Origin of the sequence: Actinoplanes sichuanensis (assembly GCF_033097365.1) — a bacterium.
In the GTDB taxonomy this organism is placed as follows: Bacteria; Actinomycetota; Actinomycetes; order Mycobacteriales; family Micromonosporaceae; genus Actinoplanes; species Actinoplanes sichuanensis.
Genome location: NZ_AP028461.1, coordinates 231,562 through 250,947, shown reverse-complemented (window position 1 = coordinate 250,947; position 19,386 = coordinate 231,562). Strand labels below are relative to the sequence as shown.

Sequence of the window (19,386 nt, the reverse complement as noted above, 5' to 3'; positions counted from 1 at the left end):
TACCGGCCGCCGGTCCACGTTTCCGGGAATATCCGAAATGTCGGAAAAGCGAAGCACGACGACGATGCCGGAGGCGGGCGAGCCCGGCCTCCGGCGGAAGGGTCAGTGGTCCGGCAGGCGGATGTCGTCGACCTTCACCGTGCACTCGCTGACGTGTAGCCCATACCGCTCGACCGCCTCGATCACCACGGTCCGCACCGCCGCGGTGACATCCGCGACCACCTCGCCCGCCGAGATCACCAGGATGACGGTGATCTCCACGTCGGTGCCGTCCACCTTGGCCCACACACCACGGGTCGAGTCGCCGACCTTGTCCAGGCCGATCTTGTCGAGCACCGAGTTGAAGAACCGGGCCACATCGCCACCGAGCTCGACGACCCCGGGAATCGACCGGGCCGCCGACGAGGCGATCTTCTCGATCACCTCGCTCTCGAACTTGGTCTCCCCGCGATAGGCCGCGATCTCGATCACCTCGGCGCCACCGTGCTGCGGCGGCACGGCCGGGACCACGGCCGGCAGGTAGAACTCCTGCGTCCGGTCCGCGTGGAACTCGGCCTCGTCACTCATATCCATCCCTCTACCCACTCCGGCCACCAACCGGCCACGAGCCTACTAGTGAAACCCCTTCAACCCCGAGGCCGGATTCGGTACGGCACACATGCCCCCCGACCGCACGTTCCCCGCACCGCCGGCGCCCCGCGGCAGCCTGCTCCCTCCCGACCGAAAGGCGCCTCACGGGCGTGGCGGCCCCACACCGAAGACCAGGTGGACCCGACACCATGCCGTGCGAGTTGCCATAGTGTGTGTCACACACTATCGTTAGTGGCATGACAATGGATGCGACGCTCTCCGGGCATCTGCAGGAGCTGCGCCGTGGCACGGTCGTCGTTGCGAGTCTCACCGTGCTGCGGACACCCGGGTATGGGTATTCGCTGCTCGAGACGTTGAGCGCGGCCGGGTTCGAGGTGGAGGCCAACACGCTCTACCCCCTGCTGCGGCGCCTGGAGTCCCAGGGCCTGCTGACCAGTGAGTGGAACACCGACGAGGCACGGCCGCGGAAGTTCTACCGCACCACCGAGCGGGGTGACGCCATCGCGGCGGCGCTGCGCGGCGAGTGGGCGCGGCTGGACTCCGCGATCGGCGACCTGGACACCCCCGCCGGCACCGAATCAGGGAGCGAGCTGTGACCACCCTCATCGACCGCTACGTCTTCACCGTGCTGCGCCGCGTTCCGGAGCAGCAGCGATCCGACATCGAACGCGAGCTGCGCACCTCCATCGACGACGCGGTCGACGCCCGGGTCGACGGCGGCGCCGCCCACGACACCGCCGTCGAGCAGACCCTGCTGGAGCTCGGCGACCCGGACCGGCTGGCCGACGGTTACGCGGACCGGCCCCGCTACCTGATCGGGCCGGCCGTCTTCCCGGCCTGGCAGCGGCTGCTGACCATGCTGCTGTCGATCGTCCTGCCCGCGGTGGTGACCCTTTCGGTGGTGATCCGGGCGCTGGGCGGCGCCTCGTTCGGCGAGGTCGTCGGCACCGGGATCGGCACGCTGCTGACCGTCGGCGCGCACATGGTGTTCTGGTCGACGCTGACGTTCGCGCTGCTGGAGCGGGGCGGTGTGACCCGGGCCGGGCTGCCCGGACGACGGCCGTGGACACCGGCCGATCTACCCCGTTACGAGCCCGGGTTCCTGACTCCGGCGCAGCTGTGGTCGGCGGTCATCTGGCCGGTGCTGCTGATCGCGGCCCTGGTCCTGCAGCAGTTCACCTTCACCGAGGAGCCCGTCCTCGATCCGGCGAACTGGTCGTTCTGGTGGCCGTACCTCATCGTGATCTTGATTTTGGAGGCTCTCTATGCGGTCTGGCTGTCGCGGCGCGGCGCCTGGTCGCACACGGTGACCCTGGTCAACGCGGTCCTGGCGGTGTTGTTCACCGGCCCGCTCGTGTGGCTGGCCGCGACCGGGCGGTTCTTCAACCCGGCCTGGATCGCCACTCTCGACTGGGGTGACACCGACCCGCTGCGGTGGCTGACCGGCATGGTGATCGTCATCGCGGTGGCCGGCGCGCTGTACGACGTGGTCGAGGTGGTGGTCCGCGGCGAGCGGGCCCGCCGGAAGCTGCCCACCGCCGTCCCGGGCACCGAGTCCTACCTCTGAGCGAGCGGGTCCGCCGAACCCTCAAGTCCGTGGCCGGGGTGCCGATTCTCGCGGCACTACCGGAGAAGGGGCGGCCACGGACGGCCGTTCCTCGTGGTCCGGAAACCGCACACGGACGAGCGGGAAGGACTCGAAGCCCATGACTCAGTTATCCGAAGGCTCTTTTCCGGTACGGGGTGATCGATGGAGACCGTCGAATCCTCTACTGGAGAGCGTGATTCAGAAGTACATCGACGAGGCCCGGCGGGAGGCGTGCGACACGACCGGCAACACCGGGACGATCACCGCCGGCGGCCTGGTGCTCGTCGGGTTCGGGATCATCCTGGCGGCCGGTACCGGTAACCCGCTGGCCGCGATCTTCGTCATGATCGTGCTGGCGCTCGCCGGGCTCGCCTGGATGGGTGTGAAAGCGCCGCCACTGCGACTGGATCCGCTGCAGATCCTCGAGGCGATGGGCGGTCCGGGCAACCTGCCGGCTGGCTACCTGGTGCATCCGCTCGCCTGGAAGGCCGGTATGCCGGAGTACCTGAAGGGTGTTCCGGAGCGCCGCCTGCGGATCGCCGTCGACCTCTGCCGGCAGCATCCGGGAGCCGTCACCGACCTGTTCCGGATGGTGGAGCGGTCGGAGCGGTGGGTCGCCGAGCAGCAGCCGGGCAAGGACTTCAGCCCGGCGGGCCGGGACGCCGAGGTCATCAAGTTCGCGAACCGTCTGATCGAGCACCAGATCCGCAACGTTCCGGTCATCTCCCGCTGACCGTCAAGCGCCCCCGGCCGACGCCGGGGGCGCTGCGTCGTTTCCGGACGGGGTGCGGTCGCGGCGGGCGCGCTGCCGTGCGAGGGCCTCCTCTACGGCCGGCCGGCCGGGCACACGCTGCGGACCTGAGCTACGCCGCGGCCCGATCGGCGAGTTCCCGTTCGAGCAGCCAGGCCGTGGTGGTGGCGGCATCCTGCGGTCGGGCGATCCCGTACCCCTGGGCGAGGTCGCAGCCGTAACCGCGCAGCCGTTCGAAGATGTCGGCGTCCTCGACGCCTTCGGCCACGATCTGCATGCCGAGCGAGTGCGCCAACTGGACGGTGCTGTGCACGATCGCGGCGCTCCGCGGGTCGACCCCGCAGCGGCTGACGAAGGCCCGGTCCAGTTTCAGGTCGTCGACCGGCAGGACCTGCAGGTAGCTGAGGCTGGAGTAGCCGGTGCCGTAGTCGTCGACGGCCAGCCGGACGCCCATGTCACGCAGCCGCCCGAGCGACTGCAACGCGTTGTCGGCGTCGGTCATCAGGACGCTCTCGGTGACTTCGAGTTCGAGGGCGGCGGGCGGCAGCCGGTGTCGTCGCAGCAACTCGCCGACCTGCTCCGGAAAACCGGGGTCGCGCAGGTCGGAGACCGACAGGTTGACCGCCACCGATACCGGCAGCCCCTGGTCGTGCCACAGCCGGCTCTGCCGGCAGGCCAGGTCGAGCACGACCGTGGTGATCCGGCCCATCAGGTCGGCGCTCTCCGCGGTGTAGAGGAACGCGTCCGGATAGACCAGACCGCGGGTCGGGTGCTGCCAGCGGACCAGCGCCTCCACGCCGGTGACCCGGGCGGCCGCGTCGACGGTCACCTTGGGCTGGTAGTGCAGTACCAGTTCCCCGCGGTCCAGTCCGGCGCGCAGTTCCTCGAGCATGGTCAGCCGGGCCCGCGCGTGGTCGTCGAGCCCGGTGGCGAAGACCGGTCCCCCGCCGTGCCCGGTCTTGGCCGCGTACATGGCCACGTCGGCCCGCCGCAGCAGCGTCGACCGGTCGGCGCCGTCGTCGGGGCAGACCGCGATGCCGATGCTGGCGTCGACGTGCAGGTCCACCTCGGGCAGGACGAACGGCTCCCGCAGGGTGCTCAGCACCCCGTCGACGATCTCGGCGGCCCGATCCCGACCGGTACCGGGCATGATCAGCCCGAACTCGTCCCCACCGAGCCGGGCCAGTAGCACCTCCGGCCCCAGCGACTCGCGCATCCGGGCGCCGACCAGCCGTAGCAGGGTGTCCCCGACGTCGTGGCCGAAGCTGTCGTTGACCTCTTTGAAGCGGTCCAGGTCGACGTAGGCGACGGCCGGTCCGGGGTCGGGGCGGTCGAGTTCGCGTTCCAGGCGTTCGACGAAGAACCGGCGGTTGGCGAGGCCGGTCAGCTCGTCGGTGCGCGCCTGCCGGCGGGCCGCGCCGAGCGCCTCCGCGGTACGGACACTGGCCATCATCCGTACGATCGCGGCCGTGACCGCGATCCCGGCGAGCACGCTGCTGACCGGCGGGATGCGGTGTGCGGTCAGCGCCGCCCACAGCAGCAGGCCCAGGCAGCAGACCGCGAGACCGGCCGGGACCGTGGTGCTCAGCCACAGGCTGGGGCGGGTCGCCCGGGTGTGGCCGGACGGCTGCCGGGCGGCCAGCGCGAGCAGGCTCAGGGCGGTGAGCCAGGCCAGGTCGACGGCGGCCGGGACGTCGAGGCCCTCCCACAGCAGCACCATGCTGACCGTGTCGGCCGCCGCGAACAGGCCCATTCCGGCGATGAGCAGACCGAGCACCCGGTCGGCGCGCCATCCGGACAGCGCCCATGCGCCGAGCAGGCAGCCCGCGACGGCGATGTCGGCGATCGGGTAGGCGGCGTTCACCACCACGCCGAGGACCGTGGAGTGCGGGGCCGGTTCGATCGCGCCGAGCACCGGGACCGACACCAGTGAGGCGACCGCGCCGGCCGCGATCACCCCGTCCATCCAGGCGGAGGCGCTGACCCGGGGCAGGCGGTGCCGCAACACCAGCACGAGCGCGGTCACCAGGCACGGATAGAAGGCCAGCCACAGCGGGTCGGCCGGGGTGATCAACGGTTCCGGATCGAGGTCGCGGACGAACGTCCACCAGTAGAGGTTCGCCACGGCGTAGGACAGCAGTCCGGCGGACAGGAACGCCCAGGCGGTACGGACCGGGCCGGGCGCACGACTGGCGAGGCTCGCCACGAGCAGGCCCGGGATCAGGTAGAGGATGTTGTGCAGCAGCCCCGCGACGGGGTGGTCGTCGACCCCGGCCGCGTAGATCGTCACCTGCGCGGTCAGCAGTGCGGCGAGGCCCCGCCACGCCACCCGTTCGCGGCGCGTCGTCGCCGCGAACAACGAACGGGACCACACTCCCGACCTATCGGGTCCGGCGCGCCGATCTTGAGGGTTAGCCCGGTCTGCCGGAGACCCGGCAGGGTCGCCTGGCCACCTGCCGGCGTGCCACGTCGAGCTGCTGATGCTCGGGCAGCCGGGTGCCGTGCGCGGCCAGGTGCACCGTGGTGAGCACCTCGACGGTGTCGCCGGCCGGCAGGGTGATCCGGGATCCGGGCGGTGCGACCGTGTCGGGTGGGCAGAGCAGGGTGAACCCGTCCGGCCGGCGGGCGATCACGCACGGGCCGACGGGGATCGCGCGGCGTCCGGGTGCCTCCACCCGGACGGTGCAGGGCTCGTCGACGTGGAGCAGAGCGAATTCCAGCCAGTTCACGTCTTCAAGATTGCCCGACGGCGACGGCTCAAACACCATCCCCTCGGGCGTGGCAGGATCGCCGGATGCCGTACTACGTCGCCCACGACGGCCTGCGCCTGTTCTACGAGGTCGCCGGGGACGGTCCGCCGCTGGTGGTGCTGCCCGGCGGTCCCGGTATGGACGTGCGGTACCTCGGCGATCTGGGCGGGTTGTCGGCGTCTCGAAGGCTGATCCTGGCCGACGCGCGGGCCGGTGGCCGTTCCGAGGTGCCGTCCGACCGGTCGACGGTGTCGTTCACGGCGCAGGCGCGTGATCTGGAGGCGCTGCGCGAACACCTGGGGCTGGACCGGCTCGACGTCTTGGCGCATTCGGCGGCGACGCTGACCGCGCAGGAGTATGCGGTGACCCATCCGGAGCGGGTCCGCCGCCTGGTCCTGGTGACGCCGATCGGCCGGGCCGGGCGCGACATCGACCCGGGCGAGGTGGCGCGGATTCGGGCGGCCCGTTCCGCCGAGCCGTGGTATCCGCAGGCGGCGGGGGCCCGGGGGCCGTTCGCGCAGGCGTTCATGGTCCCGTTCCACTGGCATCGCTGGACGCCCGAGCTGCGCTCGGAGTACGTGCCGGGCCACGCCAACCGGCTCCCGTGGTTGCGCGACGCGTTCTACGCCGGCGACGCCCGTCCGGGTCCGGTGCTCGCCCCGGTGCTGGTGGTGGCGGGCGCTTCGGACGGCATGATCGGCACCGCCCCGGCCCGCGTGGTGGCGGCCGCGCATCCGTACGCCCGCTATGAGCTGATGACCGAATCCGGTCACCGCCCGTGGGTGGAGCAGCCGGAGTTGTTCCGCAAACTGGTCGACGATTTCCTGTCGTAGCGGTCAGACGGCGGTGGCCAGCTCCCGGCGGGACGTCACGCCGAGCTTGGCGAAGATCTTGCGCAGGTGCCATTCGACGGTGCGTGGGCTGAGGAACAGCACCGCCCCGATCTCCGGGTTCGTGCGGCCGGCGGCGGCCAGGCGGGCGATCTGCCCCTCCTGGGCGGTGAGCTCGTCCCGTACCCCCGTCGTCCTTTTCCGCACGGTCTCGCCGGTGGCGAGCAACTCTCGCGCGGCGCGCTCGGCGAAGCCCTCCGCGCCCATCGTGGCGAAGGCGTCATGCGCCGGCCGCAGCTGGAGCCGGGCGTCGGCCCGGCGGTTCTCCCGGCGCAGCCACTCGCCGTAGAGCAGCCGGGCCCGGGCCGTCTGCAGGTCGAGTCCGGTGCCGGTGAGCTGCTCGATCGCTTCCCGGTAGGAGGCGTCGGGGTCGATTCCGGTGAGCGCGTCGGCGAGCGCGCGGGTGCCGCGGGCCCATCCGCCGGCCGAGGCGTCGGCCCGGGCCGCGAGGCGGTCCCGCGCCGCTTCGGCAAGATCCATCTCGTGGGTACGCGCAGCCGCCTCGACGAGTTCCGCGAGCCCCCACTGGAGTACCGCCAGGTCGTCGTGTCCGGTGGCCTGCCGGGCGGCGGCCAGCGCGGCCGGATAGTCCCCGTGCCCGTTGTGCAGCACCGCCCGCGCGTACCCGGCCACGCCGATCAGCCAGCCGACCCCGCCCGCCTCGGCCTCGACGCGCAGCGATTCGATCGCCTCCAGCGCCGGTCCGGTGCGCCCGCGATGGGCGGCGAGGATCGCGACGGTGGCCGGGTGTGGTGACGGTCCGGTGGCGTAGGCGAGCGCCCCGGCCTCGTCGATCAGGTCCGAGGCGTCGGCGAACCGTCCGGAATAGATCAGCGCGGTCGCCCGGAAGGTGAGCACGCTGGGCAGCAGCCCTTCGCGGCGGCCGAGCGTCACCGCCTGCTCGGTGCGGGACAGGAACGAGGTGTGGTCGAAGATCTCGTGCTCGGCCATCCCGGCCAGCCAGTGCAGGTCGAGGTCGTCCGCCGGGGTGACCGCGGCCAGCGCCCGGCGGAACAGCGGCACGGCCGCGGTGTGCCCGTCGAGGCTCCACGTGGTGAACGCGGTGAGCAGCCGCCCGGCCGGTTCGTCGCCGGCCGGGACGGTACGTGCCGCCTCGGCGACGCGGCGCAGGTCGTCGCCGCCGAGCCGGCCGGCGTTGACCGCGGCGCCGATCGCCGCCAGGAAGGTGGCCCGGGCCGCGGCCGGGTCGAGGGCCCGCAACCGGTCGGCGGCTTCGAGCAGCGGGGTGACGGCGGCCCGGCCGGAGTTGGCGGCGAACGCGACGCGGGCCCGGAGCCGCTCGATCTCGGCCTGCCGGACCGGATCGTGGGGGCCGAGTTCGGCCGCGGCGAGCAGTTCGGGCACGGCGCCGACGGCGCCGGAGGCGAACCGGGCACGAGCCGCGGCGACGGTACGGGCGGCGCGCGCCTCCGGATCGATGGTGAGTTCGGCCGCCCGTTCCAGGAACGACGCGGCGGCGGCCCGGCCACCTCGGGCGAGCGCGCGGCCCGCGGACTGTTCGAGCTCGGCGGCGACCGGTTCGTCCGGGCCGATCGCGGCGTGCGCCCGGTGCCAGGCCCGCCGGTCCGGGTCGCGTTCGGGGTCGGTGACCTCGGCGAGCGCGTGGTGGACGGCCCGCAGCTCGGCGGCCCCGGCCGACCGGTGGCTGGCCGACCGGACGAGCGGATGCCGGAACCGCACCCGCGCCCCGAACTCGACGAGTCCGGCCGCCTCGACCGGCGCGGCCGCCTCCGGCCCGACGCCGAGCCGTTGCGCGGCCCGCCAGAGCAGCGGCACGTCACCGACCGGTTCGACGGCGGCGGCCAGCAAAAGGGTGCGGGCGTCCTCGGGCAGGGCGGCGATCCGGCGCTGGAAGGTCTCCTCGACCCGCCCGGCGACGGAGGCCTCTCCTCTCGGGCCCGGACCGAAGCCTCCCGGGCTCTGCTCGAAGCCTCTCGGGCCCTGACCGAAGCCTCTCGGGCTCTGGCCGAATTCTCTCGTGCTCTGGCCGAAACCGAAGGCCAGCTCGGCCGGGGACAGGTCGCGGGGCAGTTCGAGCAGGGCGAGCGGGTTGCCGCGGGTCTCGGCGACGATCCGGTCGCGGACCCGGGTGTCGACCAGGCCCGGCAGCACCGAGTCGAGCAGGGCGCGGGCCTCGGCGTCCGGCAGCCCTTCCAGCAGCAGGTCGGGCAGCCCGTCGAGGACCGTGCCGCGGACCGCGAAGATCAGGGCGACCGACTCGGAGTCCAGCCGGCGGGCCACGAAGGTGAGGATCACCTCGGACATCCGGTCCAGCCACTGGGCGTCGTCGACGACACAGATCAGCGGCTGCTCGGCGGCCGCCTCGGCGAGCAGGCCGAGCACGGCCAGCCCGATCACCAGACCCTCCGGCGGGCGGCCGCTGCTCAGGCCGAACGCGGTGGACAGCGCGTCACGCTGCGGTTCGGGGAGCCGGTCGAGGTGCTCCAGGAGCGGGGCGCACAGTTGCTGGAGTGCCGAGTAGGCGAGCTCGGTCTCCGGCTCCACCCCGGCCGAGCGGACCACCCGACCGGCCGGGGCGTGCTCGGTCAGGTAGTCGAGCAGCGCGGTCTTACCGACGCCGGGCTCGCCGCGCAGCACCAGGACACGACTGCGACCGGCTCGTACGTCGCGCAGCAACCGGTCCAGCGTCTCCCGCTCCCGGTGCCGTCCCCGCAGTTCGAGTCCCACGTCAGCCCTTCCCCGCCGGCCACCCGGCAGCCTTCCGCATGTCCATCCGGCGGCTTCCCCGCGTCCACCCGGCGTCGGACACTACCGGGGCCAGGGTGTCCGCCAGGGTTGCACCCGGGTTCGACGCACGCCGTTTCCGGCGAGGCTCGTCACATGGCGACGATCCATTTCCACAAGACCATGTCGGTGACGCCCGAGCAGTTCATCGCCGCGATCACCGACTTCGGCCCGGGCCGTTCGAAGATCTTCGGCAACAGCTCGGACGAGTTCCTGAAGGTGCACGACCTGGGGCCGACCCACGCCGACGTGACCGAGGGCGGCGGTGGTGTCTGGGAGCGGCTCAGCTACGACTGGTCGGACCCGTACCGGGTGGTGATGCGCACGACCGACTCCAACGTGTGGGGCGGGGCGTCCGGGCACACGTACAACCTGTCCCGCCGACCGGACGGGACCACCGTCCTGGACGCGGTCGTGGTGCGCGACGGCAAGAACCTCAAGGGCCGGATCGTCGGGTTTCTGCTGGGCACGGTGGCCAAGCCGTTCCTCGGCAAGGCGCTCGACCAGACCATCGAGGCGGTCGAGGCCCGAAATTGACTATAGGGCCCTCTAGTCAATATGGTGCCGCCCATGTCTGAACCACAGTCGGTCGTGGAGACCCGTGTCATCCACGACCTGCACCGCGCGGCCACCACACTGCTGGCCGACGCCGCCCGCCGCCCGGCGGCCGATCCGGCCGCCGTGGACGAGCTGCGGACCTTCGTCATCGCGCACCTGCGCCACCACCACGAGTCCGAGGACGACAGGTTGTGGCCGCTGATCGAGCGGGTCGCCCCCGGAGCGTCCGCACCGCTCGCCGGGCTCACCGGTGAGCACCACGAGCTGGACGGGGCGCTGGACGCGCTGGCGGCGGCACCGCTCGGCGACCCGTCGCTGGCCGATGCCGCGGCGACCGTCCGCGACACCGTGCACCGTCACCTCGACCACGAGGAGCCGGTGCTGTTCCCGGCGCTGCGCGAGCACGTCACCGCCACCGATTGGGAGGAGTTCTCGGCGTACGTGATGTCGACCGCCCCGATGGCCGCCGCCCACCTCAACGTCGGCTTCTTCGAGCGCGTGGCCACCGCCGACGAGGTGACGATGATGCTGTCCGGCCTGCCCGAGCCGGTCCGGGCGCTGGTCCCGGTGATGCGGGAGCAGGCCGCCGCCACGTTCGCGGCGCTGGGCGCATGACGCTCTGGTCGGAGACGGCGCAGACGGTGATGGCCGGGGACCTGGTGACCGTGTTCGCCTACGGCACCCCGGCCGGCGGTGTGATCGCGATCCCGGTCTCCCCCACCGGTCTCGCCGACCGGGCGGCCGGGACGATCGGCGTCACCACCTCGCTGGCCTTCAGCCACAAGCTGCGGCACATCCTGCGCGACCCACGGGTGGCGATGGCCTACCACACCCGGGAGCACGGTTTCGGCGCGTCGGCCGGCGACGGGTTCGTGCTGGCCCAGGGGGTCGCCGCGGTGGGGCTGACGCCGTCACCGGCCCGGCTGGCGGCACTCGCCCCACAGGTCGCCAGGTTCCTCGGGGACACCCCGGCCGGACCGTTCTGGGACTGGCTGCTGCGCGAATACCACGAGCAGCGGGTGGTCATCGACATCGCGGTCGAGCGGGTGACCGAGGCACCGGCGCCGGTGCCGGTACTCGCCTCGCAGCCGCCACCGAGCCGGGGCAGCACTCCCCGGCACGATCCGGCGAAACTGTTCCGGCAGGTGGCGAGGCTGCCGCACCGGGTTCTCGCCTACCGCGGGGAGGACGGGTTCCCGGTGATCGTGCCGGTGCGGGTCACCGGGCACAGCGCGGCCGGGCTCCTCCTGGAGGGTCCCCTGCCGGCCGGGGCGCGGCGGGCGGCGTTCACCGCGCACTCGTTCGGGCCGCAGGCGATCGGGCTGTCCAACCGGATCTGCACCGGCTGGCTCGACGTCACCGCCGGGGTGGCCGTCTACGCCCCGCACACCGTGGGCGGGTTCACGTCACCGCCGCTACGGCGGGTGCAACTGGCGGTCAACGGGGCGATGGCCAAGAACGGCATCCGCCGGGCCCGCCGCGACGGCACCCTCGAAGAACTGGCCCGGATGACGCCGGTCGTCGCCCACCACCCGGATCGCCCGCCGAATACCGCGCCGGGCGACGGCTGAGGCGGCCGCCCCGACCGCCTACCGGCGGGGGCCGACCCGGCTGAGCGGCGGCCGGCGGGCCATCAGCCGGGTGGGGGCAGGAGGGCGGCGGTGGCGGCGGCGATCAACCAGTCGCGGGTCCGGTCCAGGGGCCAGCCGCGATCCAGGGAGAGCGCCGACCAGGCGGCGTCGCCGAAGTAGAACCACAGGATGTCCAGGACGTCGTCGCGGGACAGTCCGGGGCGCAGGCCGCCCAACTCGACCAGGCGGTCGGCGACGACACCGATGGCGGCCTGGTAGAGCCGCAGGATGTTCGCGTGGACGGCGGCCGCCGACGGCTCGGAGCGGGCCTGTGGGAACAGGCCGACGATGGTGTCCCAGTGCCGGCGATGGTTGTGCCATGTGCCTTCGCCGACGATGGCGATCACCCGGGCCGGGTCGTCGACGGCGCTGATGGCGGCGGCGACGTCCCCGGACGCCGGGTCTTCGGTGATCGTGGTGAGCAGTGCGGCGAGGATGTCGGCCTTACCGCCGGTGCTGGCGTAGACGGTGGGCACCGCGACCCGGGCGGCACGGGCGATCTGCGGGACTGTCGTCCCGGCGTACCCGTTGGTCATGAACAGATCTCTGGCGCAGGCCAGGATCTCCGCCCGGGTGGCGGCGGCAGCGTCGGCCCGCCTCGGCGAGTGATATCTGCTCTGTGCCACGGCTCCGGATTATCCAGGGCCGGTCGTCACCGAATCACCCCCGCCGGGTGTTCGACCTGCCGGGGGTGATTCGGATTCAGGCCGCCCGATCGAGCCCGGCCGCCCGTGCCATGTGTGCGGCGTACCAGGCGGGCCATTGCTCGTCGTGTTTCCCACCGAGCGCGGTGGCCTCGTACTCCCCGTGGGCGACGGCCGCGTCGCGCAGGGCGGCCTCGACGGCGGCGACCGAGTCGTAGACGACGTGGCTGATCCGGCCCGGCCGGCGTTCGGTGATCTCCTGGAGGACGAACTCGTTGCCGTCCGGGTCGGTGAAGGACAGGAACGAGCCGTACGACTGCCGGTCCGGGTGCGGCCCGTCGACGCGGGCGGTGGTCCCGGCGTGGTGGAAGACCCCGCCGGCGTCGTGGAACACCTCGCTGACCGGCACCCCGTGGGCGGCCAGGTGGTCGTGGGCGGCGACGATGTCGTCGACGATCAGGTGGACACCCCGGGACGAGCCGGGTTCGGCGTCGGTGACCCCGGTGCCGATGATGATCGACGCGGCCGATCCGGGTGGGGTGAGGTGCACGACCCGGAATCCGTCCGGGCCGGTGAAGTCGACGTCCTCGCGGAAGCCGATGTCGCGGTAGAAGTCACGGGACCGGTCCACGTCGGCGACCGGTAGCACCACGACCTCGATCTTGAAGTCAACCATCGTCTGCTCCCTGGCTGGTTCGCTTACCGCAACGACTGTCGCTCCCGGGACCCCGGGGTCGCCCCAGGGTGAGTCCCTGGCCGGTACCCGGGTGCCCCCGGGTCGCGCAGTGCCTGCGGCAGGACGAAGGTGACGTTCTCGTCGGTGACGCGGTGCTCGGTGACGATTTCCGGAGCTAGGGCGGCGATCACCTCGTCGACCAGGTGCGGCGGCGCCGAGGCGCCCGCGGTCAATCCGACGGTACGGACCCCGGCCACCCACTCGGAGCGGATCTGGCCGGCGTCCTCGACGAGGTGTGCCGGGGTGCCGTTGCGACGGGCGACCTCGACGAGCCGCTGCGAGTTGGAGGAGTTGGCCGATCCGACGACGAGCACCACGTCACTGGCCTCGGCGATGGCGGCGACCGCCCGCTGCCGGTTGGTGGTGGCGTAGCAGATGTCGTCGGTCTCCGGTCCGGTCAGTTCGGGGAACCGGTCCCGCAGCGTGCCGACGATGGCGGCGGTCTCGTCGGCGGCCAGCGTGGTCTGGGTGAGGTAGGCGACCCGGCGTGGATCGTCGACCTCGATCGCGGCGGCGTCGGCGGTGTCACCGACCAGCCGGATCCCGGGGATCTGGCCGAGGGTGCCCTCTACCTCGTCGTGCCCGTCGTGGCCGATCAGCAGGACGGTGTCGCCGCGGGCGGCGAAGCGCCGGGCCTCGGTGTGCACCTTGGCGACGAGCGGGCAGGTGGCGTCGATGACGTGCAGGCCGCGGCGGGCGGCTTCGGCGCGGACGACGGGCGCGACCCCGTGCGCGGAGAAGACGACGGTGGCACCGTCCGGGATCTGGTCGAGCTCATCGACGAAGATCGCGCCGAGGGCTTCCAGGCGGGTCACGACGTGGGCGTTGTGGACGATCTGGCGGCGTACCCAGACGGGTGGCCCGAGCAGGCGCAGTGCGTTCTCCACCATGTCGACGGCGCGTTCGACTCCGGCGCAGAAGGACCGTGGGGCGGCGAGCAGCACTTCCATGATCACGCAGTTTAGGGTGGATAGTTCGCTCTTCTATAAAAACCGTCAAATGAGCTCTGAGCTGGGATAAAACGGGCTAGATGTAAGCCTTATTCCGGATGAAACGGGGCGTTACCACCGTGACCAGTTCAGTGAAGCCGGCCAAGACGCGTGAGGAACAGGACCAGGAGTACCAGCAGAGTCTCAGCACGGTCGCCGCACGGAACCTGACCCACACCACCAAGTCGGTTCCGCAGATGCAGGAGATCACCTCCCGGTGGCTGCTGCGCAAACTGCCCTGGGTCGAGGTCAAGGGTGGCGCCTACCGGGTGAACCGGCGGATGACCTACCGGCTCGGCGACGGCCGGCTCACCTTCATCAACACCGGGGCGTCGGTGCAGGTGGTGCCATCCGAACTCCGGGAGATCGAGGTGCTCGCCGGGATCGACGACGAGGAACTGCTCCGCGGAATAGCCGACCGGTTCGTCCAACAGGAGTACCAACCCGGTCAGGTGATCGTCGAGTTCGGTTCGGTCGCCGACAACCTGTATCTGATCGCGCACGGCAAGGTGGACAAGGTCGGCGTCGGGGCGTACGGCGACCCGCTCAGCCTCGGTGTGCTCGCCGACGGGGAGAAGTTCGGTGAACAGGTCCTGGTGGCCGACGACCCGATCTGGGCGTACACCGCGAAGGCGATGACCGCGGTGACCATCCTGGCCCTGCCGCGCACCGAGTTCGCCGAGCTGACCGCGCGCAGCGAGACCCTGCGCGACCACGTCGAGGGATTCCGGGACAAGAGCCGCCGCCCGCAGAACAAGCACGGCGAGGCGGCGATCGCGGTCGCGGCCGGCCACTCCGGCGAACCCACCCTGTCCGGCACCTACGTCGACTACGAGACCAACCCCCGCGAGTACGAGCTGAGCGTCGCGCAGACCATCCTGAAGATCCACACCCGGGTCGCCGACCTCTACAACGACCCGATGGACCAGCTGGAGCAGCAGCTGCGGCTGACCGTGGAGGCGCTCCGCGAGCGCCAGGAGTACGAACTGGTCAACAACCGTGAGTTCGGCCTGCTGCACAACGCCGACCTGCGGCAGCGCATCCACACCCGCAGCGGCCCGCCCACCCCCGACGACCTGGACGAGTTGCTGAGCATGCGACGCAACACGAAGTTCTTCCTGGCCCATCCGCAGGCGATCGCGGCGTTCGGCCGGGAGTGCACGAAGCGCGGCATCTACCCGCCGACCGTGGACATGGACGGGCACACCGTGCCGTCCTGGCGGGGCGTGCCGATCCTGCCGTCCGGCAAGATCCCGATCAGCCACACCCACACCACGTCGATCATGGCGATGCGGATCGGTGAGTCCAATCAGGGTGTGATCGGCCTGCACCAGACCGGGATCCCGGACGAATACCAGCCCGGGCTCAACGTGCGGTTCATGGGCATCAACGAGCAGGCCGTCATGTCGTACCTGGTCAGCGCCTATTATTCGGCGGCTGTGCTGGTGCCGGACGCGCTCGGCATCCTCGACCACGTCGAACTCTCGCACTGACATGTCCGTCCTCACGGATCTACGAGGAGCACCTCCGGCCGATCTGCGCCGGCTGCTGCCGGGCTTCGGCATGTCCGCGGCCCGAGCCTTCCTGGGACCGCTGATCGATCCGCCGGCCGACGGCGGGCTGTTCTGCCCCGACGCGATCCGCGACGACCCGGCCCTCGGCGAGGCGGTCGACGACGGACTGATCGCCTGGGCACGGGACGTCGGCATCTATCCGGGCCGGCTGGACAAGCTGCGGTCCTACGGCTTCGGCCGGTTCATGATGCTCGCCCACCCCGCCGTCAACGACCCCGACCGCCTGCTGATGGCCACGAAATGCCTGGTCGCCGAATGGGCGGCGGACGACTACTACGTCGACGAGGTGGAGTTGGGCGCCGTGCCGGAGGTGGTCGGTTCCCGGCTGGCCCGGCTGATCTCGGTGGTCGACCCGGCCCAGATGGTCCCGCGGTACGCCGTCGACATGGCCGGATACCACCGGCTCCAGCCGATCTCGGAGGCGTTCCGCACGGCCGTCGAGCACCTGGCCGTCTACGCCACCCCGGCGCAGTTGGGCCGGTTCCAGCATCAGATGGCGATCCTCTTCCTGGCCTGGACGCAGGAGGCGGACTGGCACGTCAACCGGCGTACCCCGCCGGTCTGGGAGTACCTGGTCCAGCGGCATCTCAACAGCTACCTGCCGCCGATGATCCTGGTCGACGTGCTGGCCGGCTACGAGCTGTCCGCGCACGAGTTCTACCAGCCGGAGGTACGCCGTGCGTACACCCTGGCCGGCAACGCGGCGGTGCTCGTCAACGACCTGCACTCCGGCCCGGCCGAGTCGGACACCGATTACAACCTGCCGCGCGTACTGCAGGTCAACGAGGGACTCGAGCCGAAGGAGGCGATGGCCCGGACCGTCGAGATCCACAACGAGCTGATGCACACCTTCGTCGGGTCGGCCACCCGGCTCAGCGCGGCCGGATCGCCGAACCTGCGGCGGTTCCTCGCGGACGTCTGGGCCTGGACCGGCGGCAGCCGCCGGTGGCACGCCACCACCCGCCGATACAACCAAGGGAGCTGATGATGACCAGCACGATCCTCCGCACCGACTTCGAGAAGTCGGTCGCCGCGTACTGGAACACCAACCAGGACGACCCGGTGAACCTGCGTCTCGGCGAGGTCGACGACCTCTACCACCACCACTACGGGGTCGGGCCCTACGATCCGATGGTCCTGGACGGCCCGGCCGGCACCCGCGAGCAGCGGATCATCGCCGAGTTGCACCGGCTGGAGAGCGCCCAGGCCGACCTGCTGCTCGACCACCTCGGCCCGATCGCCCCGGAGCATCTGATCCTGGACGGCGGCTCCGGGCGGGGCGGCACCAGCATCATGGCGCACCAGCGGTTCGGCTGCGAGGTCGACGGGGTGTCCATCTCCGAGTATCAGGTCGGCTTCGCCAACGAGCAGGCCGCGCGGCGCGGCATCGCCGACAAGGTCCGCTTCCACTTCCGCAACATGCTGGAGACCCAGCTGCCGGGCGACACCCGGCAGGCGATCTGGACGAACGAGACCACGATGTACGTGGACCTGTTCGACCTCTACGACGAGTTCGCCCGCCTGCTCCGGTTCGGCGGACGCTACGTGTGCATCACCGGCTGTGCCAACGACGTGACCGGCCTGCGGTCGAAGGCGGTCAGCCGGATCAACGAGCACTACACCTGCGACATCCACCCGCGCAGCCAGTACTTCAAGGCGCTGGCCGCGAACGGGCTGGTCCCGATCAACGTGGTCGACCTGACCGCGGCCACCATCCCGTACTGGGAACTACGCGCCCGGTCCGAGGTGGCCACCGGAATCGAGGAGCCGTTCCTGACCGCGTACCGGGAGGGCAGCTTCCACTACCTGCTCATCGCGGCCGACCGCATCTGACATCGGCACGCCGGGCGCGGTCCGTACCGTGCCCGGCCCGCCGCGGTGTCAGCGGGGCAGGTGGAACTCGACCTCGGTGCCCTGCCCGGGGCGGCTGAAGATCTCGGTCGTGCCGCCCAGGTCGGCGATCCGTCCGCGCATCGACTGCGCCACCCCGAGCCGTCCGGCGACGGCCGCCTCGGTCAGGCGCTGCGGCTCGAAACCGACGCCGTCGTCGCGCACGGTCACCCGTACCCCATCGGTCTCGTCCTCCAGAAGGATCCAGGTCCGGGCGACCGGACCGGCATGCCGGACGACGTTGTCCAAGGCCGCCTGGACCGCCGCCAGCAGCTCGGCCGCGCGGTCGGCCGGCAGGCGCACCGGGCCGGCCGGCGCGGACACCTCGATCCTCGGTGTGGCCAGCGCGGTCAGCGTGGCCCGCAGATCGGTGTCGCCGCGCGGGCCGTCCGCGGTGGCGGCGCCGCTGAGCAGATTGCGGAGGGCCACCTCCTGCTCGCCGGCCAGCGCCGCGAGTTCGGCGCCGCCCTCGCGCTGCACCAGCGCCAGCACCTGCAGCACCCCGTCGTGGATGGGCCGGGCCAACCGGTCGCGTTCGGCGGTGGCGGCCTCCTGCCGGATCTGTTCGGCACGCTTACGTTCGGCCCAGCGCTCGGTCAGGTAGTGGGCGACACCGAGGCCGACGATCGCGGCCGCCGCCACCAGCATCAGCACGGCCGAGGTGGACAGCGAGTCACCCGAGTTCGGGATGTTCGACGGTGGCCCGCCGCGGCGCAGCTGGATCACCCGAAGCGCCGGCACGCCGGCCAGCGCGAGCACCGCGGCGATCGGCCCGAGCACGGCCGGGACCGCGCCCCGCGGCGCCAGCACCTGGGCGATCGCGCCGAAGGCCGCCGTCACCGCGGCGACGGCCAGCACGAGCATCACCAGGGTGGGCAGGGTGTTCTGGCCGACGGCCAGCCGCTGCGGCGCTCCGCCGGTGCCCTCGTCGGCGATGAACATGACCAGGGCGGCGCCGACCGCGAGGGTGCCCGCGGCGGCGATCCGCCACCTGGTGACCACGGCCGCGATGCCGACCGCGACACCGGCGACGACGCCGAGCAGGCGCGCCGGTCCCGTCGGGTCCAGCGAGGTGTAGGCGACCACCAGCGGGTACGCCGCGGCCACCGACACGGTCGCGGCGGTGAGGGCACCGGTCAGCCCCCACAGACCGGTCAGCGTGGCGCAGACGGCGACCAGCAGGAGCGTCGCCAGACCGATGATGGCGGCCTTCTCGGTGCCGTAGGCCAGGCTGTACCAGCTGATGCCCAGCAGCCGGGCCAGGTACTCGGTGGGGAACAGCGCCAGCGGCAGGACGACGAAGGCGGCGAGCCCGGCCGCGACGACCAGACGCAGGCGCGGCCACGACCAGAAGCCGCCCCCGGGCGGTCCCTCGGCGGGCCGGTCACCGTGTCGCAGCATCCAGAGCGCCGGACCGGTGGCGGCCAGCCCGGCGACCAACAGCGCGGCCGACCGCAGCGTCGGGTCCGAGGCGGATTGGGCGGCGATGCGGGCCAGTGCGCGCCCGGCCAGCACCGCCCCCGTGCCGAGGCCGGCCACCGCCGAACCCAACGCCACCGCCCGGCTGTTCAGCAGGCTCTGCGCGCCGCCGAGGACTCCGACGACCAGCAGCGGGAAGGCGGCGGTGGGCAGGTACTGGTAGGGCATCGTCGACGAATCGGGCAGCATCTGCGGCCAGACCAGCGCCGTGCTGATCAGGCCGCCCACCACCAGCAGGTACGGCCACCAGCGCAGCAGGCACAGGCCCAGCACGGTCGCCACGGTCGGGATGAGCGGGAGGATCAGGCCGCGGGAGTCGTAGTACCCGTCCGGGCCCTGCACTCCGACCATCGGCGAGAACGTGGCGCCGAGGGCCGAGGAGGCGGCCGGCAGGATCAGGAGGCTGCCGCCGAGCCCGCCGAGGGCCGTCCACCATCGCAGCGTCCGCTCATTCATGGCAGTGATCATGACTGATGAGGCGAAACCGCGGAGACCCATCCATCGACGATCGCGGACATCGGCGGCCCGGGCCTGAGTACGGATACTCAT

At 71.8% G+C, this 19,386-nt stretch carries 18 protein-coding genes; 10 read left to right on the top strand and 8 right to left on the bottom strand.

The window, feature by feature from the left end; translation table 11 throughout:
* Positions 1-102: 102 nt before the first annotated feature.
* Positions 103-567 carry an Asp23/Gls24 family envelope stress response protein gene (locus Q0Z83_RS01015; protein WP_317791849.1) on the bottom strand — a complete coding sequence of 155 codons (465 nt, stop codon included), beginning with the start codon at positions 565-567 and terminating at the stop codon, positions 103-105.
* 260 nt (positions 568-827) lie between these two features.
* Here Q0Z83_RS01015 and Q0Z83_RS01010 point away from each other — a divergent pair, with 260 nt between their 5' ends.
* The 3 genes from Q0Z83_RS01010 (at position 828) to Q0Z83_RS01000 (ending at position 2,912) form a co-directional block, all read left to right on the top strand.
* On the top strand, positions 828-1,187 hold the full coding sequence (locus Q0Z83_RS01010; protein ID WP_317791848.1) for a PadR family transcriptional regulator: 360 nt from the start codon (positions 828-830) through the stop codon (positions 1,185-1,187).
* A complete protein-coding gene (locus Q0Z83_RS01005; RefSeq protein ID WP_317791847.1) occupies positions 1,184-2,158 on the top strand; it encodes a permease prefix domain 1-containing protein in 975 nt (324 codons plus the stop codon). Before Q0Z83_RS01010 ends, Q0Z83_RS01005 begins: the two co-directional genes overlap by 4 nt.
* A 214-nt stretch (positions 2,159-2,372) precedes the next feature.
* Positions 2,373-2,912, top strand: a complete 540-nt coding sequence (locus Q0Z83_RS01000) for a hypothetical protein (RefSeq protein WP_317791846.1) — start codon at positions 2,373-2,375, stop codon at positions 2,910-2,912.
* A gap of 130 nt (positions 2,913-3,042) precedes the next feature.
* Here the strand turns inward: Q0Z83_RS01000 and Q0Z83_RS00995 are convergent, their stop codons facing one another.
* Together Q0Z83_RS00995 and Q0Z83_RS00990 are read right to left on the bottom strand one after the other, a co-directional pair.
* Positions 3,043-5,289: a putative bifunctional diguanylate cyclase/phosphodiesterase gene (locus Q0Z83_RS00995; protein WP_317791845.1), complete on the bottom strand. Its 2,247-nt coding sequence runs from the start codon at positions 5,287-5,289 to the stop codon at positions 3,043-3,045.
* 52 nt (positions 5,290-5,341) lie between these two features.
* Positions 5,342-5,659: a hypothetical protein gene (locus Q0Z83_RS00990; RefSeq protein ID WP_317791844.1), complete on the bottom strand. Its 318-nt coding sequence runs from the start codon at positions 5,657-5,659 to the stop codon at positions 5,342-5,344.
* A gap of 65 nt (positions 5,660-5,724) precedes the next feature.
* Between Q0Z83_RS00990 and Q0Z83_RS00985 the strand changes: the two genes are divergently transcribed.
* Entirely contained in the window at positions 5,725-6,513 is a 789-nt protein-coding gene (locus Q0Z83_RS00985) for an alpha/beta fold hydrolase (protein WP_317791843.1), read from the top strand.
* Between the two features lie 3 nt (positions 6,514-6,516).
* Here Q0Z83_RS00985 and Q0Z83_RS00980 read toward each other — a convergent pair whose 3' ends face one another.
* On the bottom strand, positions 6,517-9,279 hold the full coding sequence (locus Q0Z83_RS00980) for a BREX system ATP-binding domain-containing protein (RefSeq protein WP_317791842.1): 2,763 nt from the start codon (positions 9,277-9,279) through the stop codon (positions 6,517-6,519).
* Between the two features lie 153 nt (positions 9,280-9,432).
* On the opposite strand from Q0Z83_RS00980, the gene Q0Z83_RS00975 reads away from it, so the two are divergent.
* From Q0Z83_RS00975 to Q0Z83_RS00965, 3 genes are read left to right on the top strand one after another with little or no spacing between them, the layout of a single operon-like run.
* Positions 9,433-9,873 (top strand): hypothetical protein, encoded by a 441-nt coding sequence (locus tag Q0Z83_RS00975; protein WP_317791841.1) that lies wholly within the window; start codon positions 9,433-9,435, stop codon positions 9,871-9,873.
* Positions 9,874-9,906: 33 nt separating this feature from the next.
* Positions 9,907-10,509, top strand: coding sequence for a hemerythrin domain-containing protein (locus Q0Z83_RS00970; RefSeq protein WP_317791840.1), 603 nt, complete (start codon positions 9,907-9,909; stop codon positions 10,507-10,509).
* The gene (locus Q0Z83_RS00965) at positions 10,506-11,465 is read left to right on the top strand and encodes a hypothetical protein (protein WP_317791839.1); all 960 of its coding nucleotides are present in this window, start codon (positions 10,506-10,508) and stop codon (positions 11,463-11,465) included. The genes Q0Z83_RS00970 and Q0Z83_RS00965 overlap by 4 nt, the downstream gene beginning before the upstream one ends.
* Before the next feature lie 62 nt (positions 11,466-11,527).
* On the opposite strand, the gene Q0Z83_RS00960 is transcribed toward Q0Z83_RS00965, so the two are convergent.
* From Q0Z83_RS00960 to ispH, 3 genes are all read right to left on the bottom strand, one after another.
* Positions 11,528-12,151, bottom strand: a complete 624-nt coding sequence (locus Q0Z83_RS00960; protein ID WP_317791838.1) for a TetR/AcrR family transcriptional regulator — start codon at positions 12,149-12,151, stop codon at positions 11,528-11,530.
* 76 nt (positions 12,152-12,227) lie between these two features.
* The gene (locus Q0Z83_RS00955; RefSeq protein WP_317791837.1) at positions 12,228-12,845 is read right to left on the bottom strand and encodes a VOC family protein; all 618 of its coding nucleotides are present in this window, start codon (positions 12,843-12,845) and stop codon (positions 12,228-12,230) included.
* A 23-nt stretch (positions 12,846-12,868) separates the two neighbouring features.
* The gene (gene ispH / locus Q0Z83_RS00950) at positions 12,869-13,855 is read right to left on the bottom strand and encodes a 4-hydroxy-3-methylbut-2-enyl diphosphate reductase (protein WP_317797400.1); all 987 of its coding nucleotides are present in this window, start codon (positions 13,853-13,855) and stop codon (positions 12,869-12,871) included.
* A 98-nt stretch (positions 13,856-13,953) separates the two neighbouring features.
* On the opposite strand from ispH, the gene Q0Z83_RS00945 reads away from it, so the two are divergent.
* From Q0Z83_RS00945 to Q0Z83_RS00935, 3 genes are read left to right on the top strand one after another with little or no spacing between them, the layout of a single operon-like run.
* Entirely contained in the window at positions 13,954-15,387 is a 1,434-nt protein-coding gene (locus Q0Z83_RS00945) for a family 2B encapsulin nanocompartment shell protein (protein WP_378079226.1), read from the top strand.
* A gap of 1 nt (position 15,388) precedes the next feature.
* Positions 15,389-16,453, top strand: a complete 1,065-nt coding sequence (locus Q0Z83_RS00940; protein ID WP_317791835.1) for a family 2 encapsulin nanocompartment cargo protein terpene cyclase — start codon at positions 15,389-15,391, stop codon at positions 16,451-16,453.
* A gap of 2 nt (positions 16,454-16,455) precedes the next feature.
* A complete protein-coding gene (locus Q0Z83_RS00935) occupies positions 16,456-17,301 on the top strand; it encodes a geranyl diphosphate 2-C-methyltransferase (protein ID WP_317791834.1) in 846 nt (281 codons plus the stop codon).
* A gap of 48 nt (positions 17,302-17,349) precedes the next feature.
* Here Q0Z83_RS00935 and Q0Z83_RS00930 read toward each other — a convergent pair whose 3' ends face one another.
* A complete protein-coding gene (locus Q0Z83_RS00930) occupies positions 17,350-19,293 on the bottom strand; it encodes a sensor histidine kinase (protein WP_317791833.1) in 1,944 nt (647 codons plus the stop codon).
* Positions 19,294-19,386 lie beyond the last annotated feature (93 nt).